Raw genomic sequence first — 22,127 nt, 5'->3', positions numbered from 1 at the left:
ACCATGACTTCACGTCGAAATTTCTTCACCGGTGCAGCGGCCTTGGTCGGCGCCGGACTCGTCAGCCGGGCCGGCGCAGCATCGCTGCCGGAAGCACCAATGATGGCCAGCGCCGACACCCAGCCGCCCCTGGCCCCACCGAACGGCCGGCCATACAACGGCGTTGTGACGCTGAACGGCTGGTCGCTCCCATGGCGCATGAACAATGGCGTCAAGGAGTTCCACCTGATTGCCGAACCTGTGGTGCGCGAAATCGCGCCAGGGATGAAGGCGAACCTGTGGGGCTACAACGGACAGAGCCCCGGCCCGACGATCGAAGTCGTCGAAGGCGACCGCGTACGCATCTTCGTGACCAACAAGCTGCCGGAGCACACCAGCATCCACTGGCACGGGCAGCGCCTGCCGAACGGCATGGACGGGGTAACGGGGCTGACCCAGCCCGGCATCCAGCCTGGCAAGACCTTTGTCTACGAGTTCGTGGCCAAGCGGCCGGGCACCTTCATGTACCATCCGCATGCCGATGAAATGGTGCAGATGGCGATGGGAATGATGGGCTTCTGGGTCACTCACCCGAAGAACCCCGCGCACCATGCCGTCGACCGCGATTTCGTGTTCCTGCTCAATGCGTACGACATCGACCCGGGCAGCTACACACCGAAAGCCAATACGATGCTGGACTTTAACCTGTGGACCTTCAACAGCCGCGCCTTCCCGGGCGTCGACTCGATGAATGTGCGCCAGGGCGACCGTGTGCGTATCCGCGCCGGCAACCTGACCATGACCAACCACCCGATCCACCTGCATGGTCACGAATTCGAAGTCACCGGCACCGATGGCGGCTGGACGCGCCCGGAGTCGCGCTGGCCGGAAGTGACCACCGACATCGCGGTGGGCCAGATGCGCGCGATCGAATTCGTGGCAACCGATCCGGGCGACTGGGCCTTCCATTGCCACAAGTCGCATCACACGATGAACGCGATGGGCCACGAGGTTCCCAACCTGATCGGCATTGACCACACCGGCGTCGCCGAAAAGATCAACGCGCTCATCCCGGACTATATGGTGATGGGCGATAAAGGCGGCTCGATGGGCGACATGGAGATGCCGCTGCCCGACAATACCCTGCCGATGATGACCGGCCAGGGCCCGTTCGGCGGTATTGAAATGGGCGGCATGTTCACGACGGTGAAGGTGCGCAAGGACCAGAAACCTGGCGACTACAAGGATCCGGGCTGGTACAAGCATCCGGCCGGCACCGTCGCCTATGAATGGAAGGGAGAAACCCCGGCGCCAGTACGGCAACGCACGCCAGCCAGGCAAGCGACGCCGGCCGCAAAGAGCCGGCCCGACATTGAACTCAACGTGCGCAAGCCTTCAGGCCACAGCGGACACCGTTGACACTCACTCAAAAGGAAAAACCATGAGCTCCAATATTCTTTCACGCGCTGTGCTTGCCGCTGCACTGGGCTTTCCCCTCGCCGCCAGCGCTGCCCTCCCGATTATCGAGGTCTACAAGAGTGCGCAGTGCGGCTGCTGCACCGAGTGGGTCAAGCACCTGAAGGCGAACGGCTTCTCCGTCAAGCCGGTGAACGTCGAGAATCCGTCGGACTACCGGGCAAAGGGCGGCATTCCAGACCAGCTGGGATCCTGCCACACCGGCATGGTGAAGGGCTATGCCATTGAAGGGCATGTTCCCGCAGCCGACATCAAGCGACTGCTCGCAGAGAAGCCAAAGGCACGCGGACTCGCGGTGCCGGCCATGCCTATGGGTTCGCCCGGAATGGAAGGCCCGCGCAACGATCCGTACGACGTGCTCCTGGTCGGCACCGACGGCAAGATCACTGTTTACAAGCATTACAACTAAGGCTCATTGAAAGGATTCACCATGAAAACAATTACCAAAATCTCCGCCGCCGCCCTGATCGCCGCCATGTCGGTAGCAACCGCTTTTGCCCAGCAAGCAAAGCACGACGCCCACGGTGCGCACGATGCCCACGACGCGCACGCTGCCCACGCCGCGCCGGCGGCACATTCCGGTCACGGATCGGCGCACGCCGGCCATGGCGACGCTGTTGAAATGACGGTTGGCGAAGTGAAAAAGGTCGACAAGGAAGCCGGCAAGATCACGCTGCGCCACGGCGAACTGAAGAACCTCGGCATGGGTGCGATGACGATGGTGTTCCGCGTTCAATCGCCAGCGATGCTGGCCCAGATCAAGACCGGCGACCAGGTCAAGTTCGTCGCCGAGCGTGTCAATGGCGCGATCACTGTCGTTCAACTGGTCCATGTAAAGTAATCGGCGCCCCCTGCCCGTGCCGTCCGCCACCGCGGATGGCACGGGAAGAACGGCGTTCAAGGAGAAGCACATGAACAACAAGTACCTGTTCACCGCCGCGGCGGTGTTGCTGGCATCGGCCATGTCGTCGGCCGCCCATGCCCATGCCAAACTGGAAGCGTCGGTTCCAAAGGCAAACGAGACCGTCGCGACTGCACCGAAGGAAGTACGGCTTCAGTTTAACGAGCCGCTGGAAATGGCGTTCAGCAAAATCAAACTGGTCGATGGACGAGGCGCAACGATTGATCCGCTAAAGCTCGCTGTGGACAAGGACAACGCGAAGGTCATGGTCGCCTCGCTTCCGGCCCTCGCCAGCGGCACCTACCGCGTGCAATGGACGACGTTGACGCGCGACGGCCACAAGGTCAAGGGCGAGTACTCGTTCCAGCTGAAATAATGGCGCCCGACCTTCCTGCCGCGCTGTTGGGGGCGACAGTGGTCGTGAACCTGTCGATGGCCGTGTTGACTGGCGCCAGCCTGGCCAGCCGCTGGCTAGCTGCGAGCAGCTCGCAGTGGGCGATGCGCAACCTCGAGCGCTTGCGCCGCACCGGCCTTGCGGCGGTTACCGCTGCCCTGCTCGCATACGTGACTGTGCTATGGCTCGAATCGGCGTCGATGGCGGAGGTGGCTGTCTGGGAAGCCGCGCCGGCAATGCATGCGGTTTTGACGGCAACGCATTACGGGTTTGCCTGGATAATCGGCGGGATAGCGCTCGCCGCCGTGACCATGGTGACGGCACTGCGCTGGCCGCCGCAGCGCAGGCCGGCTGCCGATCTGGTTCGGCTTGGCGCCATCGGCGTCTTCCTGTACAGCCGCAGCATGGTCAGCCACGCCGGAGCGGGCGGCGATTTCACGTGGGCGGTGGCTGCGGACTGGATCCACCTGGTCCTGATCAGCGTATGGGTTGGCGAGGTGCTGGTCGCAGGCTTCATCACCTTGCGCCAGGGTTCAGGCATGCCCGCGCTCGATGGTCCGGAGCGCGCGCGATACACGCAAGCGTTGTCGACTACGGCGACAGTCGCAGTTGCCGGCATCGTCGCCACCGGCGTTATCAGCGCCTGGCGTGGTCTGGGCGGCCTGGATAACGTTACCGGCAACCCGTATGCAACGGTATTGCTGCTGAAGATCGTGCTCGTTGCCATCGCAATCGCATTGGGTGGCCTGAACCGCTTCCTCGTCATGCCCAGCCTGCTGGCAGACCTGCGCACGGCGCATCGCTCGTCGACCAAGCAGGAACGCAAGTTTGTCTTCATCTTGCAGATCGAAGCGTTCGTTCTTGTCGCCGCGCTCGTGCTTGCCGCCGTTCTCAGCGCGACTTCACCGCCGGCCGCCGGATAAGCGGCGGCGTTTCCATCTTCCTACCGGCGCGGTCACCGGCCGCGCCCGGTTGCTGGACAGCGGCCGCAACCGACCAACAGCCGCCAGCACCCTGTTCCAGGTCAGACTTTGAAATCGTCGAACGCGATGCGGCTACTGTCGACCCCCAGGTCCTTCAGCAGCTTCAGCGTCGACTCCAGCATTGCAGGCGGACCGCACAGGTAGAAGTCGCACGCGGCCAGGTCGGGATGCTTGCGCAGCAGTGCATCGCGCGCCGCCTCATGCACCAGTCCAACCGACACAGTGTCCGCGCCACCGGCATCGTCCGACAGCACCAGCTGCCATTTAAAGTTCGGATGCTTGTCGGCGAAGGCCTTCATCTCGTCGACATAGGGCGCATCGCGCTGGCTGCGCGCGCCGTACCAGAAGTGCATCGGCTCGCGCGCGCCGTCGTCGAGCAGCGAATGGATCATCGCCCGCAGTGGCGCCATGCCGGCGCCGCCGCCAATGAAGACCTTTTCGCGCCCGCCCGGCTTGATCGCGAAGTCCCCGAACGCGCCGCTGAAGCGGACCTGGTCGCCCGGCTTGAGCGTATACATATAGCTTGAGCCTTTACCCGGCTGCGCACCCGGCATGAAGCGCACCAGCAGCGTCAGCTGCCCGCCGCTCTTCTCCACCGGCACCGCAAGCGAATACGAACGGCGCAGCGGCTCGGCATTGACCAGCTGCTGCGGCAGCGTCAGCGTGCTCCAGGCGTCGCGGTGCTCGTCCGGCAGCTCGATGTGCGCTGCGTCGCGCTGATAGTCGGGCACGTGCACCTGGATGTACGAACCTGGCCGGCATTCGACTTTCGCGCCCGGGCGGATCGTGATCTCGCGCAGGAACGGGGTGACTGCCCGCACGCTGGTGACCGTCGCTTCATACTCCGTCGACAATGCGGCGCCGCCTGCGACTTCGACATCGACACTGCCGTCGACCGGCAGGTTGCACGCCAGGCGGTAGCCGGCCGCCAGCTTCTCGGGCGACAGCAGGGCGCGGTCCGCGCTGGTCGGCTTGGGTGCCTTGCCGAGGCAGCGCACTTCGCACAGGCCGCAGCTCTGCCCGCCGCCGCAGTTCGACGGCAACTGCAGGCCGCCGCGCGCCAACGCCTGGAACACGGTGTCGCCGCTTGAGGCTTCAACCGAGCGCAGCTTGCTGCCGTCGTCGCCGAACACATTGATGCTGCTGGCGCGCCGCAGCCGCTGCGGGATGAACTCGGCCAGGCGGAAGCTGGTGACCAGCAGCCATACGCCGGTCAGGGCCATGAACAGCCCGCCTACTGCGCTGGTGACGAGCAGGTTGTTATTGAAGTTCTCGCGTTCGGCGTAATCCATGATGTGCAGCATCCAGAAGAAGTCGAACAGCCGCCAGGTGCTGTTGCGGTGTTCGAGTACCTTGCCGGTGTTGGCCGAGACGTAGACGGTGGTGTCGTCGGCATCGCTGAACTCGATGCCCCATACCGGTTCCTTGTGCTTGCGCGTCTCCAGCGTGTATTTAAGCAGGCGTGCGCTTTCCGGCTTGCCGCTGCCCGAGTAGGATGCCTGGGCGATACGCGTGGCGAGCGCCGCGTCCAGCACGACCGGTGTTCCGTTGACCGCATCGACCATCCAGGCGGCCTTGTCGTTCACCATCTGGTAGACCGGCTGCCCGAGCAGCCAGCCCGACGAGATGTTCATCACCTGGGCGCTGCTCTTCGCCAGCACCGCATCGACCGGCATCACGTTGCCCGGCCAGGCCGGAGCCGCGGCCGGCATGATGCGGAACTCGCGCCCCGCGACCTTGCTGGCGTCGAGCAGGCTCATGATCACGCCGCTGGCCATCCACAGCACGAACTGGACCGCGATGACCAGGCCCACCCACTTATGTATCTTCCTCATCCAGGGCGTCATGCTTGCTTCCTCCGCGTGAAACTGTACAGCAGCAGCCATGCGCCGCTGAGCGCGAACAGGACGCCCGTCAGCGCTGCGATGCGCAGCAGGGTGTTATTGACATCGTCACGGGTGTCGTAGTCCATGATGTGGAGCATCCAGACGAAGTCGAAAATGCGCCACAGGTTGTGGCGGCGCGCCACCAGGTCGCCGGTATGCGGCGAAAAATACAGGGTGGTGTCGCCGGCTTCCTCGTAATGGACGGCCCACAGCGGCACCGGACGCTTGCCGATTTCCGACGGCGCCTTGGTGACCCATTCGATGCCGCGAATGCTGCCTTCGCCGACATGCGATTCCTCGGCCAGGGCCATGATCGTGTCGCGGTCCAGCGGGCTCAGTTTTACGCCGGTGGTGACGTCGACCAGCGCAGCATCCTTGCCCTGCTTGATCTCGTAGACTTCCTTGCCGAGCATGTTCTTGACGCGCACCGACGTGATGCCGGGGTAAAGCTGCGCCAGTTTGTCCTGCGCGATGCGGGTCGCGCCGGGCTTTAGCGGTTCCGTGAAGACGTGGGCGAGATGGTCGCCATGGATCACGTCAATCGGGACAATAACCATATACAGGCCGCTGATCATCCACAGCAAGGCCTGGACGCCGACAATGAGTCCAATCCACTTGTGGGCGCGGCGTATCCAGAAAGATAATTGCATTCTGATTCCGATGTTGAGACGTCGTTCCCGCGCCAACCTCAGGCGGCGCGAGAACGACTTGGGCTATAACTTAGAAACGATATCCCAGGCGTACGTGCCAGCGGCGGCCGAGCAAGTCGTAGGTCATCGTGTCGGTGTTACCGTCGGTCCAGCTCTGGATGTACGGCGGCGCCTTGTCCAGCAGGTTATCGACGCCCAGCGACAGGGTCATCGCCTTGTTGAACGCGTACTTCACGCTGGCGTTGTGGTAAGCCACGCTTGGTGCACGCGCGCCGATGTCGCCTTCGGCCGCGTTGATGTCGTCGGCCGATCCGATGTACTGGATATTGTACGAACCCGACCATGGACCATTCGCAGCGGTCAGCCCGGTGGCCGCGCGCCACTCGGCGTAGCTGCCGCGTCCGCCGGTGATCTTGCCTGCGTACGCGATGGTGTCGCCGCCAGGGAAAGGCGTGACGTCGAAGCGGTTCAGGCGCGACACGTCGGCATTGAGCGCCACGTTCCAGCCATAGGCGCGGAAGTCGTACAGGGCGCCCAGATCGATACCCGATACGCGCTGCTGCGCCGCATTCGCCGGCTGCGAGGACAGGAAGTTAATCTCGCCCGTTGCAGGGTCGCGCGTGAAGCTCGATGGGCTGCAGAAGATGTGCGACAGGCCTGGCGAGTTGTAGCAGACCGACAGCTTGGTCGAACCCGGGACGGTCTGGATCGCGTTGTTGATCTCGATGTTGAAGTAGTCGAGGGTCAGCGTCACGGATTTCGACGGGGTCCAGACTGCGCCGACGGTGAAGGTGTCGGCATCTTCCGGCTCAAGATTGACGTTGCCGCCGCCGGTGGTCAGGATTGACGGGCCGAACTGCTTGAAGCCTACTGGCAGGCGCGAAGCCTGGCAGTTCTTGTAGACGTTCGAGTTCGGGTCCTGGGTGTTCCAGCTGTTGCAAGGGTCGGTGGTGGTCAGGTTACCTTCCGATACGCCGCCGAACAGTTCCGGCACGGTCGGTACGCGGAATGCCGTCGACTTGTTGGCGCGCAGCTTCAGCGATGGAATGACTTGCCAGTCCAGGCCCGCCTTGTAGGTGCTCTTGGAACCGAACAGGCTGTAGTCCGAGTAGCGCGCCGCGCCGTTCAGGGTCAGCGATTCAACCAGCGGCAGCTTGGCAAGCAGCGGCACCGACAGTTCGGCGAAGACTTCGCGCGCGCTGTATTCGCCCGCGATCGGGTCCTGGCGGTTGGTGTTGGCCGCGCCGGAAACGATCAGGCTATCCGGGTCGCGCCAGCCTTTTTCCTGGCGATACTCGAAGCCGGATGCGAAGCCGACCGCGCCGGCAGGCATGTTGAACAGCTGGCCGCTGACGCCGGCGTTGAAGCTCTTCTGGTCATTGCCGCCGTTGTCGCGGGTGTCGAAGTGGATGTAATCCAGTACCGCCGGGCTGAGGTTGCCGTAGCCGAGGTAGTTGCCGCAAGGCGCAGACGTTGGGGTCTTGCCGCAGTTGGCAGCGTCCAGCGTGGCATCGACGCGATCGAGGTTGATGATGTTGGTCATGCCATCGACGCCGGTGTTGCGGCCCCAGTTGACCGACGTGGACCAGTCCCACTTGTCGTTGATCGCGCCAGTCAGCCCGGTGGCGATGCGGAAGGTGTTGGTTTCCTGGAAGAAGTTACGTGGGCCGACTTCCGCCACGCGGCGGCGTTCCAGCACCAGGTTCTGGCCGGTCGGGTTGGTCGGGTGCGACGCCGCGATGTTGATCGGGCGGTTAGCGCCGATCGCACCTGGCGTTGCCAGCTGCTCGGATTGGCGATTGGTGAACATCAGTTCGGTGAACAGCTCGACGTTGTCGTTCAGGTTCAGCTTGCCGAAGGCGCTGACGCCGACGCGCTTGATCGGATTGACCGCGTTCAGTAACGGGTTGCTGTTGTAGCCGTGCTTGGCCGCGGAGTACGTTTCGAAGCCGCGCGGGTTGCCGCCGAGATCCTGGTTGAAGTTGACCCTGCGGCCGTCGGCCAGGCGGGCGCGGCCGCCGATGGTCGCCGAACTGCCCGAGCACACCAGTTCGCCGCCGTCTTCGAACAGCGCGCATGGTGCGCGCGAGGCCAGGTTCACGTCGCCGCTTTCGGAATAGTTCAGCGATGCCATCATCGAGCCGCGGTCGCTGCGCGTGCCCCACACGATGTCGGCCGCTTTTTCCTCGCCATCGTTTTGCGCGGTCTTGCCGTAACGGACGGACATCTCAACGCCGTCGATGGCCTTCTTGGTGATGATGTTGACTACGCCAGCGACCGCGTCCGCGCCATAGATGGCCGAAGCGCCGTCCTTGAGCACTTCCACGCGCTCGATCATGGCGACCGGGATCATGTTCAGGTCGACCGAGCTGTTGGCGCCGGTACCGCCAGCGACAACGCGGCGGCCGTTCAGCAGCACCAGGGTGCGGTCGATGCCCAGGCCGCGCAGATTGACCTGGGTGGTGCCGTAGCCGTTGCTGGTCCAGTAGGCGCTGCTCTGGTTGCCGGCGGTGCCTGCCGACGATGGCATGCGCTGCAGCAGCGTTTCAACCGAGATCGCGCCAGAGCGCTGGATGGCATCCGCATCGATCACGGTGACCGGGCCGACGCCGGAGATTTGCTCTTGTTTGAGGTTGATGCGGCTGCCGGTGATTTGCACACGCGCTACCGGAGCGGCTTTGTCGGTGTTGCCGGGAGCCGCAGGCTGCTGTGCGTATGAGCCTTGGCTCAACAGTAAAAGGCCTAAAGCTGTTGCTGTTGGTACATTTTTATAAGACATTCCATCTCCGCTAATTTATGTTGCATGTGCATATGCGCCGCCCCCCAAAACATGACCGGGCGGGCATCCTCTCGACAAAGCTGCAATACAAAAACCATCTGCCTCCACACGTCAGACCTTATACTTGTCTATACAAGTGCGAATTAGGTTCACTCTAGTCCCTGCGCAATCTCAGCGCAAGAGGTTGTCAGATTCTAAGGCGATATTTCTTATTAAATTCGCTAAAAATGAAATTTAGCAAATTAAATTTTTATAAATTGATGAAATCTTTCGAAATGTGGCGATTATTGAAATAGCATGAAATAGCGGACGCGGAGGCGCGCTCGGAAAACCATTTCAGGCTGGCAACTTGCTGGTACTTTGTCGAGGCGCGGCCCTGGAAAGCGGAATCGATCGGTTTGGCGCGCCGATCAGCTCGGGTCGATTCACCGGTCACTGAAGGGTTTGGCAATCACCGGAATGGAAGCACTGCAGCCCGTCAACGCATGCGGTCAGAAGCCGGCAACCGGAAGCCCTGAAGCGTGCTAGTGCGATCAATAAGGTGGGATGCAGGCGAGCGCGGCCAAAGCCGACTTACACGGTCTTGCAATCGAACTAGCTGTTAGTGGCGCATGGAGCACAACCCGGAGCAGCCATTGCACTCTCAGGATGACATTGCACTACTGCTTATTGGCCTGCCCAGCAGGAATCGAACCTGCGACCCTCAGCTTAGAAGGCTGATGCTCTATCCAACTGAGCTATGGGCAGTGTTTGTTGCAGAGAAGAACTCTCAGCGGAAATGAAAAACGGGCCGCCAACTCAATGACAGCCCGTCTTTTTAATTGGTCGGAGTACAAGGATTCGAACCTTGGACCCCCTGGTCCCAAACCAGGTGCGCTACCGGACTGCGCCACACTCCGAAGACTCAATTATACTGCGCCGACCGAAAGTGGTCAATGTGCGCGGGTAAAGTAATTAGAACAGATGTTGAGGGGTGAGAACGTTTTATGGCAAGTCGGCGGATGCGCGCTGCGCGCCTGCTGACACCCTGTTTCTTACTCAGCATGGATTCCCGCTTTCGCGGGAAGGACGTGCTTATGACTCAGTGCTGACACCCTGTGTATCACACTCCGCATGGATTCCCGCTTTCGCGGGAAGGACGTGCTTATGACTCAGTGCTGACAACCTGTTTCTTACTCAGCATGGGTTCCCGCTTTCGCGGGAAGGACGTGCTTATGACTCAGGGCGTCACTTTGTCTGCGATACGGCGCGCGGTGCTTTCGGCCAGTTCTTGCGTCTTGGCTTCAACCATCACGCGGATCAAAGGTTCGGTACCGGACGCGCGGATCAACACGCGGCCTGCGTCGCCCAGCTCTTTCTCGGCCTTTTCTTTTTCGGCAACCATCTCGGCGTTCTTGGTCCAGTCAAAGCCCGGCGCAACCTTCACGTTGATCAGGCTTTGCGGGTACAAGGTCAGCTCGCCGCAGCACTCGTCGAGGCCCTTGCCGCTGCGCTTCAGTGCGGACAGCACTTGCAGCGCAGAAACGATGCCGTCGCCGGTGGTGTGCTTATCGAGTGCCAGCAAATGGCCGGAGCCTTCGCCGCCGAACAGCCAGCCCTTCTCCTGCATCACTTCCAGCACGTAGCGGTCGCCTACCTTGGCGCGCGCAAAGCCGACGCCAAGCTCCTTGAACTTGACTTCGAGCGCCATGTTGGTCATCAGGGTACCGACCGCGCCGGCCACCGGGCCAACCGTCATGCGGTCGCGCACCATCACGTAGAGCAGTTCGTCGCCGTTGTACAGGCGCCCTTTCGAGTCGCACATGATCAGCCGGTCGGCGTCGCCGTCAAGCGCGATGCCGAGGTCGGCCTTGTGCTCGACGACGGCTGCCGCCATCGCTTGCGGTGCCGTTGCACCGAACCCGGCGTTGATGTTGAAGCCGCTCGGCTGGTTGCCGATCGAGATGACCTTGGCGCCCAGCTCGTGGAAAACGTGCGGCGCAATGTGGTACGCGGCGCCATGCGCGCTGTCGACGACGATCTTCATGCCGCGCAAGTCGAGTTCGTTCGGGAACGTGCTCTTGCAGAATTCGATGTAGCGGCCCTGCGAGTCGTCCAGGCGCTTGGCGCGGCCGAGCTGCTCCGCAGGCACGCATTCCATCGGCAAGTCGATACCGGCTTCGATTTCGAGTTCCACCGAGTCGGGCAGCTTGGTACCGTATTGGGAGAAGAACTTGATGCCGTTGTCCTGGAACGGGTTGTGCGACGCCGAGATCACCACGCCTGCCGACAGGCGCAGCGCGCGCGTCAGGTAGGCAATCGCCGGCGTTGGCATTGGGCCAGCGAGCTGGACGTCAACACCGGCGGCGGTAAAGCCTGCTTCCAGGGCGGCTTCGAGCATGTAGCCCGAGATACGGGTGTCCTTGCCGATCAGTACCGTCGGGCGGCCCGAGGCCGAGCCATTGCGGGCGAGCACTTTGCCGGCGGCGTAGCCGAGGCGCATGACGAAGTCGGGGGTAATTGGCGCTACGCCCACCAGGCCACGCACACCGTCGGTACCGAAATATTTACGTCCCATGATTTCTCTTTTTTCTCTAAATTAATGAATTGCGGCTGCTTGCCACACGTTGAATGCATCTACCGTTTCGGCTACGTCATGTACGCGGACGATTCTAGCGCCATGCGCCACCGCCGCCAATGCGCCAGCCAGACTTCCTGCCATACGCTGCTCCAGCGGCTTGCCGGTAACCGCGCCGATCATCGATTTGCGCGACAATCCAGCCAGCACCGGCAGGCCAAGCTCCTGCCGCATCTTGCCGATATTGCGCAGCAAGGCGAAGTTATGTTCCACCGTCTTGCCGAAACCGAACCCGGGGTCGACGCAGAGGCGGCTGCGCTCGATGCCTGCGTCCAGCATCGCTTCGATGCGCTCGCGCAGGAAGCTGATCACCTCGGCAACAACATCGTCGTAGTCGGGATGCTGCTGCATCGTTTCAGGCGAGCGCTGCATGTGCATCACGCACAGCCCGCAGTCGCTATCGGCCACCGCCGCCAGCGCGCCGGGCGCGCGGAAGGCGTTGATGTCGTTGATCATGTCGGCGCCGGCCAGGATGGCTTCGCGCATCACCTCAGGCTTGTAGGTGTCGACCGACAAGGGCTTGCCAAGGTCGCGCAGCGCATATACCGCGGGAATGACCCGGCGCAGCTCTTCGTCCAGCGCCACGGGCGGCGACCCCGGCCGGGTCGATTCGCCGCCGATGTCGATCAGGTCGACGCCTTCGGAAATCATTTCCTCGGCGCGGGACACGGCAAATTCAAGGGAGTGGAAGCGCCCGCCATCCGAGAACGAATCCGGCGTGACGTTGAGGATGCCCATCACCAGCGGGCGAGCATCGAGGTCGAAGCCATAACGGCCGCATTGCAAATATTGTCGCATTCGGTAAGGCAGTGTCTGGGGACGACGTTGCCGCCACAAAGAAAAAATGCCGTTCAGTTTTATCTGAACGGCATTATATCTGTTGCTAGCGAATAATGAGATTTACGCTGGCGCTGTTGCGTTTGGCGACACATCGCCCGAGCCGCTGCCCGGTGGCTGGTTACGTTTTGGCGGCACTTCAAACTTCGGTGCGCGCGGCTCGTTACCGGCCATGATGTCGTTGATCTGGTCAGCGTCGATGGTTTCCCAGTCGAGCAGCGCCTTGGTCATCGCTTCCACCTTTTCGCGGTTCTCTTCGAGCAGACGGCGCGCCAGGGCGTACTGTTTGTCGAGGATCGCACGGATTTCCGCGTCAACCTGTTGCTGCGTTGCTTCCGAGATGGTCTTGGTGGCGCCGCCGAAGAAGCCTTCGTTCTCGCTGTCTTCGTAGACCATCACGCCCATGCTGTCGCTCATGCCGAAGCGGGTGACCATCGAGCGGGCCAGCTTGGTGGCACGGGAGAAGTCATTCGAAGCGCCGGTGGACATCTGGCCGACGAACAGCTCTTCCGCGATACGGCCGCCGAACAGGATCGAGATCTCTTCCAGCATCTTGTCCTTGTAGCCGGACAGGCTGTCGTGTTCCGGCAACTGCCAGGTCAGGCCGAGCGCATAGCCGCGCGGCATGATGGTGACCTTGTGGACCGGGTCAGCCTTTGGCAGCAGCTTGGCGATGACGGCGTGGCCAGACTCGTGGTAGGCCGTATTGCGGCGCTCTTCCTCGCGCATGACCATCGATTTACGCTCGGGACCCATGAAGATCTTGTCTTTCGCGTCCTCGAAATCGCTCATTTCCACCAGGCGTTTGCTGCGGCGGGCCGCAAACAGCGCTGCCTCGTTGACCAGGTTGGCCAGGTCGGCGCCCGAGAAGCCAGGGGTGCCGCGGGCCAGGATATCGGCCTTGACGTCGGTGCCGATAGGCACTTTGCGCATGTGCACATTGAGGATCTGTTCGCGGCCGCGGATGTCCGGCAGGCCAACCATGACCTGGCGGTCGAAACGGCCTGGACGCAGCAGCGCCTTGTCGAGCACGTCGGCGCGATTGGTCGCAGCGACGACGATGACGCCGGAGCTGGCTTCAAAGCCGTCCATCTCGACCAGCAGCTGGTTCAGCGTCTGTTCGCGTTCGTCGTTACCGCCGCCCATGCCGGCGCCGCGGTGACGGCCGACAGCGTCGATCTCGTCGATGAAGATGATGCAAGGCGAATGCTTCTTGGCGTTCTCGAACATGTCGCGGACGCGGCTTGCGCCGACACCGACGAACATTTCAACGAAGTCGGAACCCGAGATCGAGAAGAACGGCACCTTGGCTTCGCCGGCAATGGCGCGCGCCAGCAGGGTTTTACCCGTGCCCGGAGGACCAACCATCAGCACGCCGCGCGGAATGCGTCCGCCCAGCTTCTGGAACTTGGTCGGGTCTTTCAGGAAGTCGACGATTTCGGTAACTTCTTCTTTCGCTTCGTCGCAACCGGCGACATCGGCGAAGGTGACGGTGTTGTTGGTCTCATCCATCATGCGTGCTTTGGACTTGCCGAAGGAGAACGCGCCGCCCTTGCCGCCGCCCTGCATCTGGCGCATGAAGAATACCCAGACGCCGATCAACAGCAGCATCGGGAACCAGGAAATGAATACTTGCTGGAGGAACGAAGGCTCCTCAGGCGGCTTGATGTCGAAGCGCACGCCGTTCTCGCGCAGGTCGCCGATCAGGCCGCGGTCGAGCCCGGTCGCGGTCGAACGGACCTTGGAGTCGTCGACTCGGGTCGCGGTGATGTTCGCACCTTCGATCACCACATCCTTGATGCGGCGCGCCTTGATCTCATCGAGCAATTCGGAATAAGCGATGGACTTGCTGCCGCCGGCAACGGTGTGGGTGTCAAACTGCTTGAACAGCATGAACAACAGCAGTGCGACGACCACCCAGATGGCGGATTTGGAAAACATATTATTCACGAAAACTCCTTCGATGCCGGGGCATCTTTTTTACCGAATATAAGGGCCGATTCTACTCTCAATCAGCGGGCTATGCCACGCACGCCCGCGATCCTGGCCAAAAAAGCCCAGAGAAACCCTCTTGCTTGCGGTTCACCTGCGCAAGATGTGCGGCTATGCGGTCAAATATCAAGAGCAGATTCATCATCTGCAGCGTGATTCTTTTCGGTAGGATTTTTCAGCCCGCGGCCGACCAGGAAGATTTCCGACGACTTATCCCGGCTTGCCTTGGGCTTGACTTGCTTTACGGTCTTGAATTCGGCGCGGAATTTCTCGACGATCTGGCTGAAACCCATGTCCTTGAAACATTTGACCACCAGCGCGCCAGACGGTTTCAGGTGGAACTGGGAAAATTCAATTGCCAGATCGATAAGATGCTCCATGCGTGCCGAGTCGGCCGTCGGGATGCCCGACAGGTTCGGCGCCATGTCCGACAGCACCAGGTCGCAGCGCTTGTCTTCCAGGATGACGTTCAGCTCTCGCAGGCTGCGCGCTTCGCGGAAGTCGCCCAGGATGAAATGGACGTCGGCAATCGGCTCCATCGGCAACATGTCGAGGCCGATAATGGTGCCGTTGATGCCCCCGCCCTCCTTGCCGGACAGCTTTTTCCGCGCGTACTGGCTCCAGCTTCCTGGGGTGGAGCCGAGGTCGACAATGACCTGGCCCGGTTTGATGAGCTTCTCCTGTTCGTCGATTTCCTTGAGCTTGTAAGCGGCGCGTGCACGGTATCCCTCTTTTTGTGCCAATTTGACATAGGGATCGTTTATGTGGTCGTGCAACCAGTTTTTGTTTAATTTGTTCTTTGCCATTCGCGTAGAATACTGCTTTTAAAGGATTATCTTAAAATATTATGCAAAAACTTACCCCCGTCGAGCGCAGCGCACTGCGCGCCGAAGCCCACGGACTGAAGCCTGTTGTGATCATCGGCGAAGCCGGCCTGACTCCGGCAGTGATGAAAGAAATCGCGGCCAGCCTCGATTCGCACGGCCTGATCAAGGTGCGTGTGTTCGGCGACGACCGTGAAGCGCGCGTCACCATTTACGACACCATCTGCGAAGAACTCGACGCAGCGCCGGTCCAGCACATCGGCAAGCTGCTGGTGCTCTACCGCCCGAAAGTCGAAACCGTCAAGGAGCGCAGCTCCAAAGCCGGCAAAGGCATGCGCGAAGTCACCATCGTCAAGGCCAGCGCCAGCGGCACCAAGCGCCCAAGCGTGACCAAGGTCATGATCAAGGGTAATGAGCGGGTCACGGCCGGCGGCAACATCAAGCGCGCCAAGCCGCGTCAGACCAGTTCCAAGAAGAGTCTGGGTTAAACCCGAACCTTTACTGGTTTTGCAGGGCGGATAAGCCGAAGGCGCATCCGCCGGGTTGGCGTCAGCGTGGCGCGAATCCGGCGGATGCGCTTTCGCTTATCCGCCCTACGTTTTAGATTTCAGCACCAGCGTCACACCCAGCACACTCTGCACCAGGTAAATCAGCGCGGCCACGCCGTGCACGATGCCGAACTTCATCCGCAAGTCCGAGTCCATCACGCCCTGCGCGCCCGCCGACTCGCGCAGCATCGCCATCACCGGCTGCATGCCGAAGTAGCCAATGACCGTGCAAGCCAGCATGCCGCCCACGATCAGGTTCAAGGTGCGCTTGCGCCTGGCGTCAAGATCCGTGGCCAGCATCACCAGCACAAACATCGCCAGCGCGCAGGCCACCGTCAGCCACGCCTCGCCGCGGAAAATGCCCGCTGCGATATTGCCGAACATTTTGCGGTCCGGCAGCGTGTTCGACAGAATCGGCGCCACCAGGTAGCCGACCGTCCACAGGCTGCCCGCCCACAGCGCGGCGACCAGCAGGCGCAGGCGCGTCAGCATCAGATGTACTTGACTTCGAGGATTTCGTATTCGCGCGGGCCCGACGGCGCCTGCACCTCGACCACGTCGCCGGCGTACTTGCCGATCAGCGCGCGCGAGATCGGCGAGGTCACCGAAATCTTGTTCAGCTTCAGGTCCGCCTCGTCCATGCCAACGATCTGGTAGGTGACCTTCAGGCCGTTTTCCAGGTCTTCCAGGTCGACGGTGGAGGCGAACACCACGCGCCCTTCGGCGTCGAGGCTGGCCGGGTCGATGATCTGGGCCGAACTCAGTTTGCCTTCCAGTTCCGCGATGCGGCCTTCGACGAACGCCTGGCGCTCTTTCGCCGCGTCGTATTCAGCGTTCTCGGACAGGTCGCCGTGCGAGCGCGCTTCGGCGATCGCTTCAATCACAATGCGGCGCTCCTTGGTCTTCAACTGGTGAAGTTCGTCCTTGAGCAGCTCGGCGCCGTATTTGGTAAGTGGAACAGTGTTGTTCATGTCGTATTCGGTATCAGCTAGAAAGTGAAAACCACAGAGCCCGAGAGACAAAAGCCTCACGAGCTCTGTGGTTAGTGGTACTGCTTGCTGCTTAGTTTAAGGTTTTATGCAGACCTTGTAAATCGTACACGCGCAACTCGTCGAGATGACGCATGCCTTCAACCGCAGCCTCCGCACCCGCTATTGTAGTGTATGTCACGACACCTGCGGCCAAAGCCGAAATACGGATCGCGCGCGAGTCGACAATCGCACTGCGCTTTTCTTCCACCGTATTGATCACCAGCGCGATCTCGTGGTTCTTGATGATGTCGACCACGTGCGGCCGGCCCTCGATCACCTTGTTGATCGCCTGGCACGGAATGCCTGCGGTATTGATGACGGCCGCGGTGCCTTTGGTCGCCACGATCTGGAAGCCCATCTCGTGCAGGTCGCGCGCCACTTTCACGGCGCGCGGCTTGTCGGAACCCTTCACCGACAGGAACACCTTGCCCGACTCCGGCAGCTTGACGCCGGCGCCCATCTGCGACTTGACGAAGGCTTCGCCGAAGGTCATGCCAACGCCCATGACTTCGCCGGTCGACTTCATCTCCGGCCCGAGGATGGTGTCGACGCCCGGGAATTTCACGAACGGGAACACCGCTTCCTTGACGCTGAAGTAAGGCGGAATCACTTCCTTGGTGATGCCCTGCGATTCGAGCGTCTGGCCGACCATGCAGCGCGCGGCGATCTTCGCCAGCTGCAGCCCGGTGGCTTTCGATACGAACGGCACCGTGCGCGACGCGCGCGGGTTCACTTCCAGCACATACACGGTGTCGCGCAGCTCGCCGTCGCGTTCCTGCTTCTGGATCGCGAACTGCACGTTCATCAGGCCGACCACGTTCAGGCCCTTGGCCATCAGCGAGGTCTGGCGCTTGAGTTCATCGATGGTCTCCTGCGACAGCGAGTAAGGCGGCAGCGAGCACGCCGAATCGCCCGAGTGCACCCCGGCCTGCTCGATGTGCTCCATCACGCCGCCGATGAAGGTGGTCACGCCGTCGGAAATGCAGTCGACGTCGCACTCGATGGCGTCGTTTAGGAAGCGGTCCAGCAGCACCGGCGAATCGTGCGATACCTTGACCGCTTCGCGCATGTAGCGCTCGAGGTCGCGCTGCTCGTGGACGATTTCCATCGCGCGTCCGCCCAGCACGTACGAAGGGCGCACCACCAGCGGATAGCCGATTTCCGAGGCCAGTTCGAGCGCCTCGGCTTCGGTGCGCGCGGTACGGTTAGGCGGCTGGCGCAGGTTCAGCGTTTGCAGCATCTGCTGGAAACGCTCGCGGTCTTCGGCCGCGTCGATCATGTCCGGCGAGGTGCCGACGATCGGCACGCCGTTCGCTTCGAGGTCGAGCGCGAGCTTCAGCGGGGTCTGGCCGCCGTACTGCACGATCACGCCAACCGGCTTTTCGAGCGCGACGATTTCGAGCACGTCTTCCAGGGTCAGCGATTCGAAGTAAAGGCGGTCCGAGGTGTCGTAGTCGGTCGACACGGTCTCCGGGTTACAGTTGACCATGATGGTCTCGTAGCCGTCTTCGCGCATCGCCAGCGCCGCGTGGACGCAGCAGTAATCGAATTCGATACCCTGGCCGATGCGGTTCGGGCCACCGCCCAGCACCATGATCTTCTTCTTGTCGGTCGGCTGCGACTCGCACTCTTCGTCGTAGGTCGAATACATGTACGCGGTGTTGGTCGAGAATTCAGCCGCGCAGGTGTCGACGCGCTTGTACACCGGACGGATGCCCAGCGCATGGCGCTTTTCGCGCACCGCGGTATCGGTGGTCTGCAGCAGGAACGCCAGGCGGCGGTCCGAGAAGCCTTTTTGCTTCAGCTTGTACAGCAGCGGCTTGTCCAGCTGGTCAAGCTTCTGGGTGTCGAGCCACAGTTCGATGTCGACGATTTCCTTGATCTGGATGAGGAACCACGGATCGATGCGGGTCAGCTGGTGCACTTCTTCCAGCGTAAAGCCCTGGGCGAACGCGTCGCCCACGTACCAGATGCGGTCCGGGCCTGGCTCGCCGAGTTCTTCTTCGATCTTCTCGCGGTCCTTGGTCTTCTCGTTGAGGCCATCGACGCCCACTTCGAGGCCGCGCAGCGCCTTCTGGAACGACTCCTGGAAGGTGCGTCCGATCGCCATCACCTCGCCGACGGACTTCATCTGCGTGGTCAGGTGCTGGTCGGCCGCCGGGAATTTCTCGAACGTGAAGCGCGGGATCTTGACGACGACGTAGTCGATCGACGGCTCGAACGAGGCCGGGGTCGCGCCGCCGGTGATCTCGTTGCGCAGTTCGTCGAGCGTGAAGCCCACCGCCAGCTTGGCCGCCACCTTGGCGATCGGGAAGCCGGTCGCTTTCGATGCCAGCGCCGACGAACGCGACACGCGCGGGTTCATCTCGATGACGATCATGCGGCCGTCTTCCGGGTTGATCGAAAACTGGACGTTCGAGCCGCCGGTATCGACGCCGATCTCGCGCAGCACTGCCAGCGAGGCATTGCGCATGATCTGGTATTCCTTGTCCGTCAGGGTCTGCGCCGGCGCCACGGTGATCGAGTCGCCGGTGTGCACGCCCATCGGGTCGAGGTTTTCGATCGAGCAGATGATGATGCAGTTGTCCGCCTTGTCGCGCACCACTTCCATCTCATACTCTTTCCAGCCGATGAGGGACTCTTCGATCAGGAGTTCCTTGGTCGGCGAGGCTTCCAGGCCGCGCTTGCAGATGGTCTCGAATTCTTCTTCGTTGTAGGCGATGCCGCCGCCCGTGCCGCCCATGGTGAACGACGGACGGATGATGGTCGGGAAGCCCAGCTCGCGCTGCACGGTCCACGCCTCTTCCATCGAATGGGCCACGCCCGAACGCGCCGAACCCAGGCCGATCTTGGTCATCGCTTCCTTGAACTTGGAGCGGTCCTCGGCCTTGTCGATGGCTTCCGGCGTCGCGCCGATCAGCTCCACGTTGTAGCGTTCGAGGACGCCGTGGCGGTGCAGGTCGAGCGCGCAGTTCAGCGCGGTCTGGCCGCCCATCGTCGGCAGGATCGCGTCTGGACGCTCCTTGGCGATGATGCGCTCGACGACTTTCCAGGTGATCGGCTCGATGTAGGTCACGTCCGCCATTTCAGGGTCGGTCATGATGGTGGCCGGATTGCTGTTGACGAGGATGACCTTGTAGCCCTCTTCGCGCAGCGCCTTGCACGCCTGGGCGCCGGAATAATCGAACTCGCAAGCCTGGCCGATGATGATCGGGCCTGCGCCAATAATCAGAATACTTTTAATGTCACTACGTTTTGGCATGTTATTTTTTCTCCGCGGCTTGCATCAGGCTGATGAAGCGGTCAAACAGGTAACTCACGTCGTTCGGTCCTGGCGATGCCTCAGGGTGGCCCTGGAAGCAGAACGCCGGCTTGTCGGTACGGGCGAAGCCCTGCAGCGAACCGTCGAACAGCGACACGTGGGTGACGCGGCAGTTGGCCGGCAAGGTATCGGCATCGACCGCGAAGCCGTGGTTCTGCGAGGTGATCATCACCTTCTTCGAATCGAGGTCCTGCACCGGATGGTTGGCGCCGTGGTGGCCGAACTTCATCTTCAGGGTCTTGGCGCCGGAAGCGAGCGCCATGATCTGGTGACCCAGGCAGATGCCGAAGGTCGGGATGCCGCGCTCGATCAGCTCTTTCGAGGCCGCGATCGCGTAGTCGCACGGCTCCGGGTCGCCCGGGCCGTTGGCCAGGAAGATGCCGTCCGGGTTCAGCGCCAGCGCGTCGGCGGCAGTCGCTTGTGCCGGCAGTACCGTCACCTTGCAACCGCGCTCGGTCAGCATGCGCAGGATGTTCTTCTTGACGCCGTAGTCGAAGGCGACCACGTGGAATTTGGGATCGGTCAGCTGGCCGTAGCCTTCGCCGAGGGTCCACTCGGTTTCGGTGAACTCGTAGGCCTTGGTGGTGGAGACCACCTTGGCCAGGTCCATGCCGGCCAGGCCAGGGAAGGAGCGTGCCAGCTCCAGCGCCTGCGCCTCTTTCGGCTCGACGCCCTGGTTACCGACCAGGATGGCGCCGCCCTGCGCGCCCTTTTCGCGCAGGATGCGCGTCAGCTTGCGGGTATCGATGCCGGCGATGGCGACGATGCCTTCGGCCTTCAGGTAGTCCGACAGCGACTGGGTAGAACGGAAATTGGACGCCATCAGCGGCAGGTCGCGGATGATCAGGCCAGCCGCGTGCACCTTGCTGGCCTCGACGTCTTCGAGGTTGACGCCGGTGTTTCCGATGTGAGGATAAGTCAGGGTAACGATCTGTCGCGAATAGCTCGGATCGGTGAGGATTTCCTGATAGCCGGTCATGGCGGTATTGAAGACCACCTCACCGGTTGTATGGCCGGCGGCGCCGATGGAAAAACCTTTGAATATTGTCCCGTCTGCGAGGGCCAGGATGGCTGGAACGGCGGGGCCAGAAAAAAATGGCGGCAAGGGCAACTCCTGATAAAGTTACCGTAGCTGCGCCACGTCAGACCGACGACCCTGCGATCCCGAGCATTTCAGCTCGAGGGATGGGGTCATGTTGAATGAGGGATGTGTGGTAGTCGCTACGGTAGATGTAATGAATGGCTAAACCTCCGAATTATAGCGCAAAGCGACCCTCTCGGCAATCGCCCCTTGGCGAATTGATGGCGAATTTTTCCGCCTCTGGACAGCGGCACCGCGCTTCTCTACATTAGCGCACTTGGCGCCTGGCGCAACCTCGAAAACTCAGGAATAAAAATGGCAACGACAGTATTTGGCATGGACACGCCGATGGAGCGTCCCGACCCGGGCGGTCGCGCGGGGGTGTTCGTACCGAGCCTTGACGCGAGCGAGCCGGTGCGCGCGGCGATGAAGAACGGCTCGGGCATGGTCGGCTTTGGCAACCTCGACGGCACGGTCCTGATCTACTTCGAGAACAACAGGTTCAACGACCATGGCTTGCACAAGTGGGAAAACAAGGTCTACAAGTCATACGACCGGATGGTCAACCTGGCGCCCACCGTCAACAAGCTCAACTGCGACGCCGCCAGCCTGGTCCAGGTCGGTTTTGTAAAGGGCCGCGAGATCCTGGTGACGGACATGGACGCGCTGATGGGCTGGCTCAAGCGCTGCGACGCGCTCGACACCGCGCCCGAAAACGCCGAAATCCACGACTAAGCCGGCCGGCCAAGCAAAACGCAAAAAGTTCCAAAATCGGGGACAGACCACCATTTTAGAACATTCTAAAATGGTGGTCTGTCCCCGATTTT

At 61.7% G+C, this 22,127-nt stretch carries 18 protein-coding genes and 2 tRNA genes; 7 read left to right on the top strand and 13 right to left on the bottom strand.

The features are described from left to right. The first annotated feature begins 3 nt into the window (after positions 1 to 3). The 5 genes from I4X03_RS08515 to I4X03_RS08495 all read left to right on the top strand — a co-directional run bounded on the left by I4X03_RS08515 (position 4) and on the right by I4X03_RS08495 (position 3,673). Complete coding sequence (locus I4X03_RS08515) at positions 4 to 1,398, top strand: multicopper oxidase family protein (protein ID WP_223467792.1); 1,395 nt, start codon at positions 4 to 6, stop codon at positions 1,396 to 1,398. Positions 1,399 to 1,420: 22 nt separating this feature from the next. Further along, positions 1,421 to 1,864, top strand: a complete 444-nt coding sequence (locus I4X03_RS08510; RefSeq protein ID WP_223467791.1) for a DUF411 domain-containing protein — start codon at positions 1,421 to 1,423, stop codon at positions 1,862 to 1,864. Positions 1,865 to 1,885: 21 nt separating this feature from the next. Then, a complete protein-coding gene (locus I4X03_RS08505) occupies positions 1,886 to 2,296 on the top strand; it encodes a copper-binding protein (protein WP_223467790.1) in 411 nt (136 codons plus the stop codon). A gap of 70 nt (positions 2,297 to 2,366) precedes the next feature. After that, a complete protein-coding gene (copC, locus tag I4X03_RS08500; RefSeq protein WP_223467789.1) occupies positions 2,367 to 2,732 on the top strand; it encodes a copper homeostasis periplasmic binding protein CopC in 366 nt (121 codons plus the stop codon). Further along, on the top strand, positions 2,732 to 3,673 hold the full coding sequence (locus tag I4X03_RS08495) for a CopD family protein (RefSeq protein ID WP_223467788.1): 942 nt from the start codon (positions 2,732 to 2,734) through the stop codon (positions 3,671 to 3,673). The genes copC and I4X03_RS08495 overlap by 1 nt, the downstream gene beginning before the upstream one ends. A gap of 101 nt (positions 3,674 to 3,774) precedes the next feature. On the opposite strand, the gene I4X03_RS08490 is transcribed toward I4X03_RS08495, so the two are convergent. From I4X03_RS08490 to I4X03_RS08450, 9 genes are all read right to left on the bottom strand, one after another. After that, positions 3,775 to 5,568, bottom strand: coding sequence for a 2Fe-2S iron-sulfur cluster binding domain-containing protein (locus I4X03_RS08490; protein WP_223467787.1), 1,794 nt, complete (start codon positions 5,566 to 5,568; stop codon positions 3,775 to 3,777). An 8-nt stretch (positions 5,569 to 5,576) separates the two neighbouring features. Beyond that, positions 5,577 to 6,269, bottom strand: a complete 693-nt coding sequence (locus I4X03_RS08485; protein ID WP_223467786.1) for a PepSY domain-containing protein — start codon at positions 6,267 to 6,269, stop codon at positions 5,577 to 5,579. Between the two features lie 70 nt (positions 6,270 to 6,339). After that, the gene (locus I4X03_RS08480) at positions 6,340 to 9,000 is read right to left on the bottom strand and encodes a TonB-dependent receptor (protein ID WP_223467785.1); all 2,661 of its coding nucleotides are present in this window, start codon (positions 8,998 to 9,000) and stop codon (positions 6,340 to 6,342) included. Positions 9,001 to 9,718: 718 nt separating this feature from the next. Further along, positions 9,719 to 9,795: transfer RNA gene (locus tag I4X03_RS08475), tRNA-Arg, on the bottom strand. 75 nt (positions 9,796 to 9,870) lie between these two features. Then, positions 9,871 to 9,947: transfer RNA gene (locus tag I4X03_RS08470), tRNA-Pro, on the bottom strand. A gap of 320 nt (positions 9,948 to 10,267) precedes the next feature. After that, a complete protein-coding gene (gene glmM / locus I4X03_RS08465) occupies positions 10,268 to 11,605 on the bottom strand; it encodes a phosphoglucosamine mutase (RefSeq protein WP_223467784.1) in 1,338 nt (445 codons plus the stop codon). A gap of 21 nt (positions 11,606 to 11,626) precedes the next feature. Continuing rightward, a complete protein-coding gene (folP, locus tag I4X03_RS08460) occupies positions 11,627 to 12,463 on the bottom strand; it encodes a dihydropteroate synthase (RefSeq protein WP_223467783.1) in 837 nt (278 codons plus the stop codon). Between the two features lie 102 nt (positions 12,464 to 12,565). After that, the gene (gene ftsH / locus I4X03_RS08455) at positions 12,566 to 14,452 is read right to left on the bottom strand and encodes an ATP-dependent zinc metalloprotease FtsH (protein WP_223467782.1); all 1,887 of its coding nucleotides are present in this window, start codon (positions 14,450 to 14,452) and stop codon (positions 12,566 to 12,568) included. 161 nt (positions 14,453 to 14,613) lie between these two features. Continuing rightward, positions 14,614 to 15,300 carry an RlmE family RNA methyltransferase gene (locus tag I4X03_RS08450; RefSeq protein ID WP_223467781.1) on the bottom strand — a complete coding sequence of 229 codons (687 nt, stop codon included), beginning with the start codon at positions 15,298 to 15,300 and terminating at the stop codon, positions 14,614 to 14,616. Positions 15,301 to 15,341: 41 nt separating this feature from the next. On the opposite strand from I4X03_RS08450, the gene I4X03_RS08445 reads away from it, so the two are divergent. Next, positions 15,342 to 15,806 carry a YhbY family RNA-binding protein gene (locus I4X03_RS08445; RefSeq protein ID WP_223467780.1) on the top strand — a complete coding sequence of 155 codons (465 nt, stop codon included), beginning with the start codon at positions 15,342 to 15,344 and terminating at the stop codon, positions 15,804 to 15,806. A gap of 105 nt (positions 15,807 to 15,911) precedes the next feature. Here I4X03_RS08445 and I4X03_RS08440 read toward each other — a convergent pair whose 3' ends face one another. The 4 genes from I4X03_RS08440 to carA form a co-directional block, all read right to left on the bottom strand. Further along, positions 15,912 to 16,358, bottom strand: a complete 447-nt coding sequence (locus I4X03_RS08440; RefSeq protein WP_223467779.1) for a DUF4149 domain-containing protein — start codon at positions 16,356 to 16,358, stop codon at positions 15,912 to 15,914. Next, entirely contained in the window at positions 16,358 to 16,837 is a 480-nt protein-coding gene (greA, locus tag I4X03_RS08435; protein WP_223467778.1) for a transcription elongation factor GreA, read from the bottom strand. The genes I4X03_RS08440 and greA overlap by 1 nt, the downstream gene beginning before the upstream one ends. Before the next feature lie 91 nt (positions 16,838 to 16,928). After that, positions 16,929 to 20,159: a carbamoyl-phosphate synthase large subunit gene (carB, locus tag I4X03_RS08430; protein WP_223467777.1), complete on the bottom strand. Its 3,231-nt coding sequence runs from the start codon at positions 20,157 to 20,159 to the stop codon at positions 16,929 to 16,931. Between the two features lies 1 nt (position 20,160). After that, positions 20,161 to 21,324: a glutamine-hydrolyzing carbamoyl-phosphate synthase small subunit gene (carA, locus tag I4X03_RS08425; RefSeq protein WP_223467776.1), complete on the bottom strand. Its 1,164-nt coding sequence runs from the start codon at positions 21,322 to 21,324 to the stop codon at positions 20,161 to 20,163. Positions 21,325 to 21,615: 291 nt separating this feature from the next. Here carA and I4X03_RS08420 point away from each other — a divergent pair, with 291 nt between their 5' ends. Continuing rightward, positions 21,616 to 22,035, top strand: a complete 420-nt coding sequence (locus I4X03_RS08420) for a hypothetical protein (protein WP_223467775.1) — start codon at positions 21,616 to 21,618, stop codon at positions 22,033 to 22,035. Positions 22,036 to 22,127 lie beyond the last annotated feature (92 nt).

It is taken from the genome of Massilia soli, assembly GCF_016809835.1.
GTDB lineage: Bacteria > Pseudomonadota > Gammaproteobacteria > Burkholderiales > Burkholderiaceae_D > Telluria_A > Telluria_A soli.
Note: the sequence above shows the minus strand (reverse complement) of the source record. Positions and strands in the feature narration are given on the sequence as shown.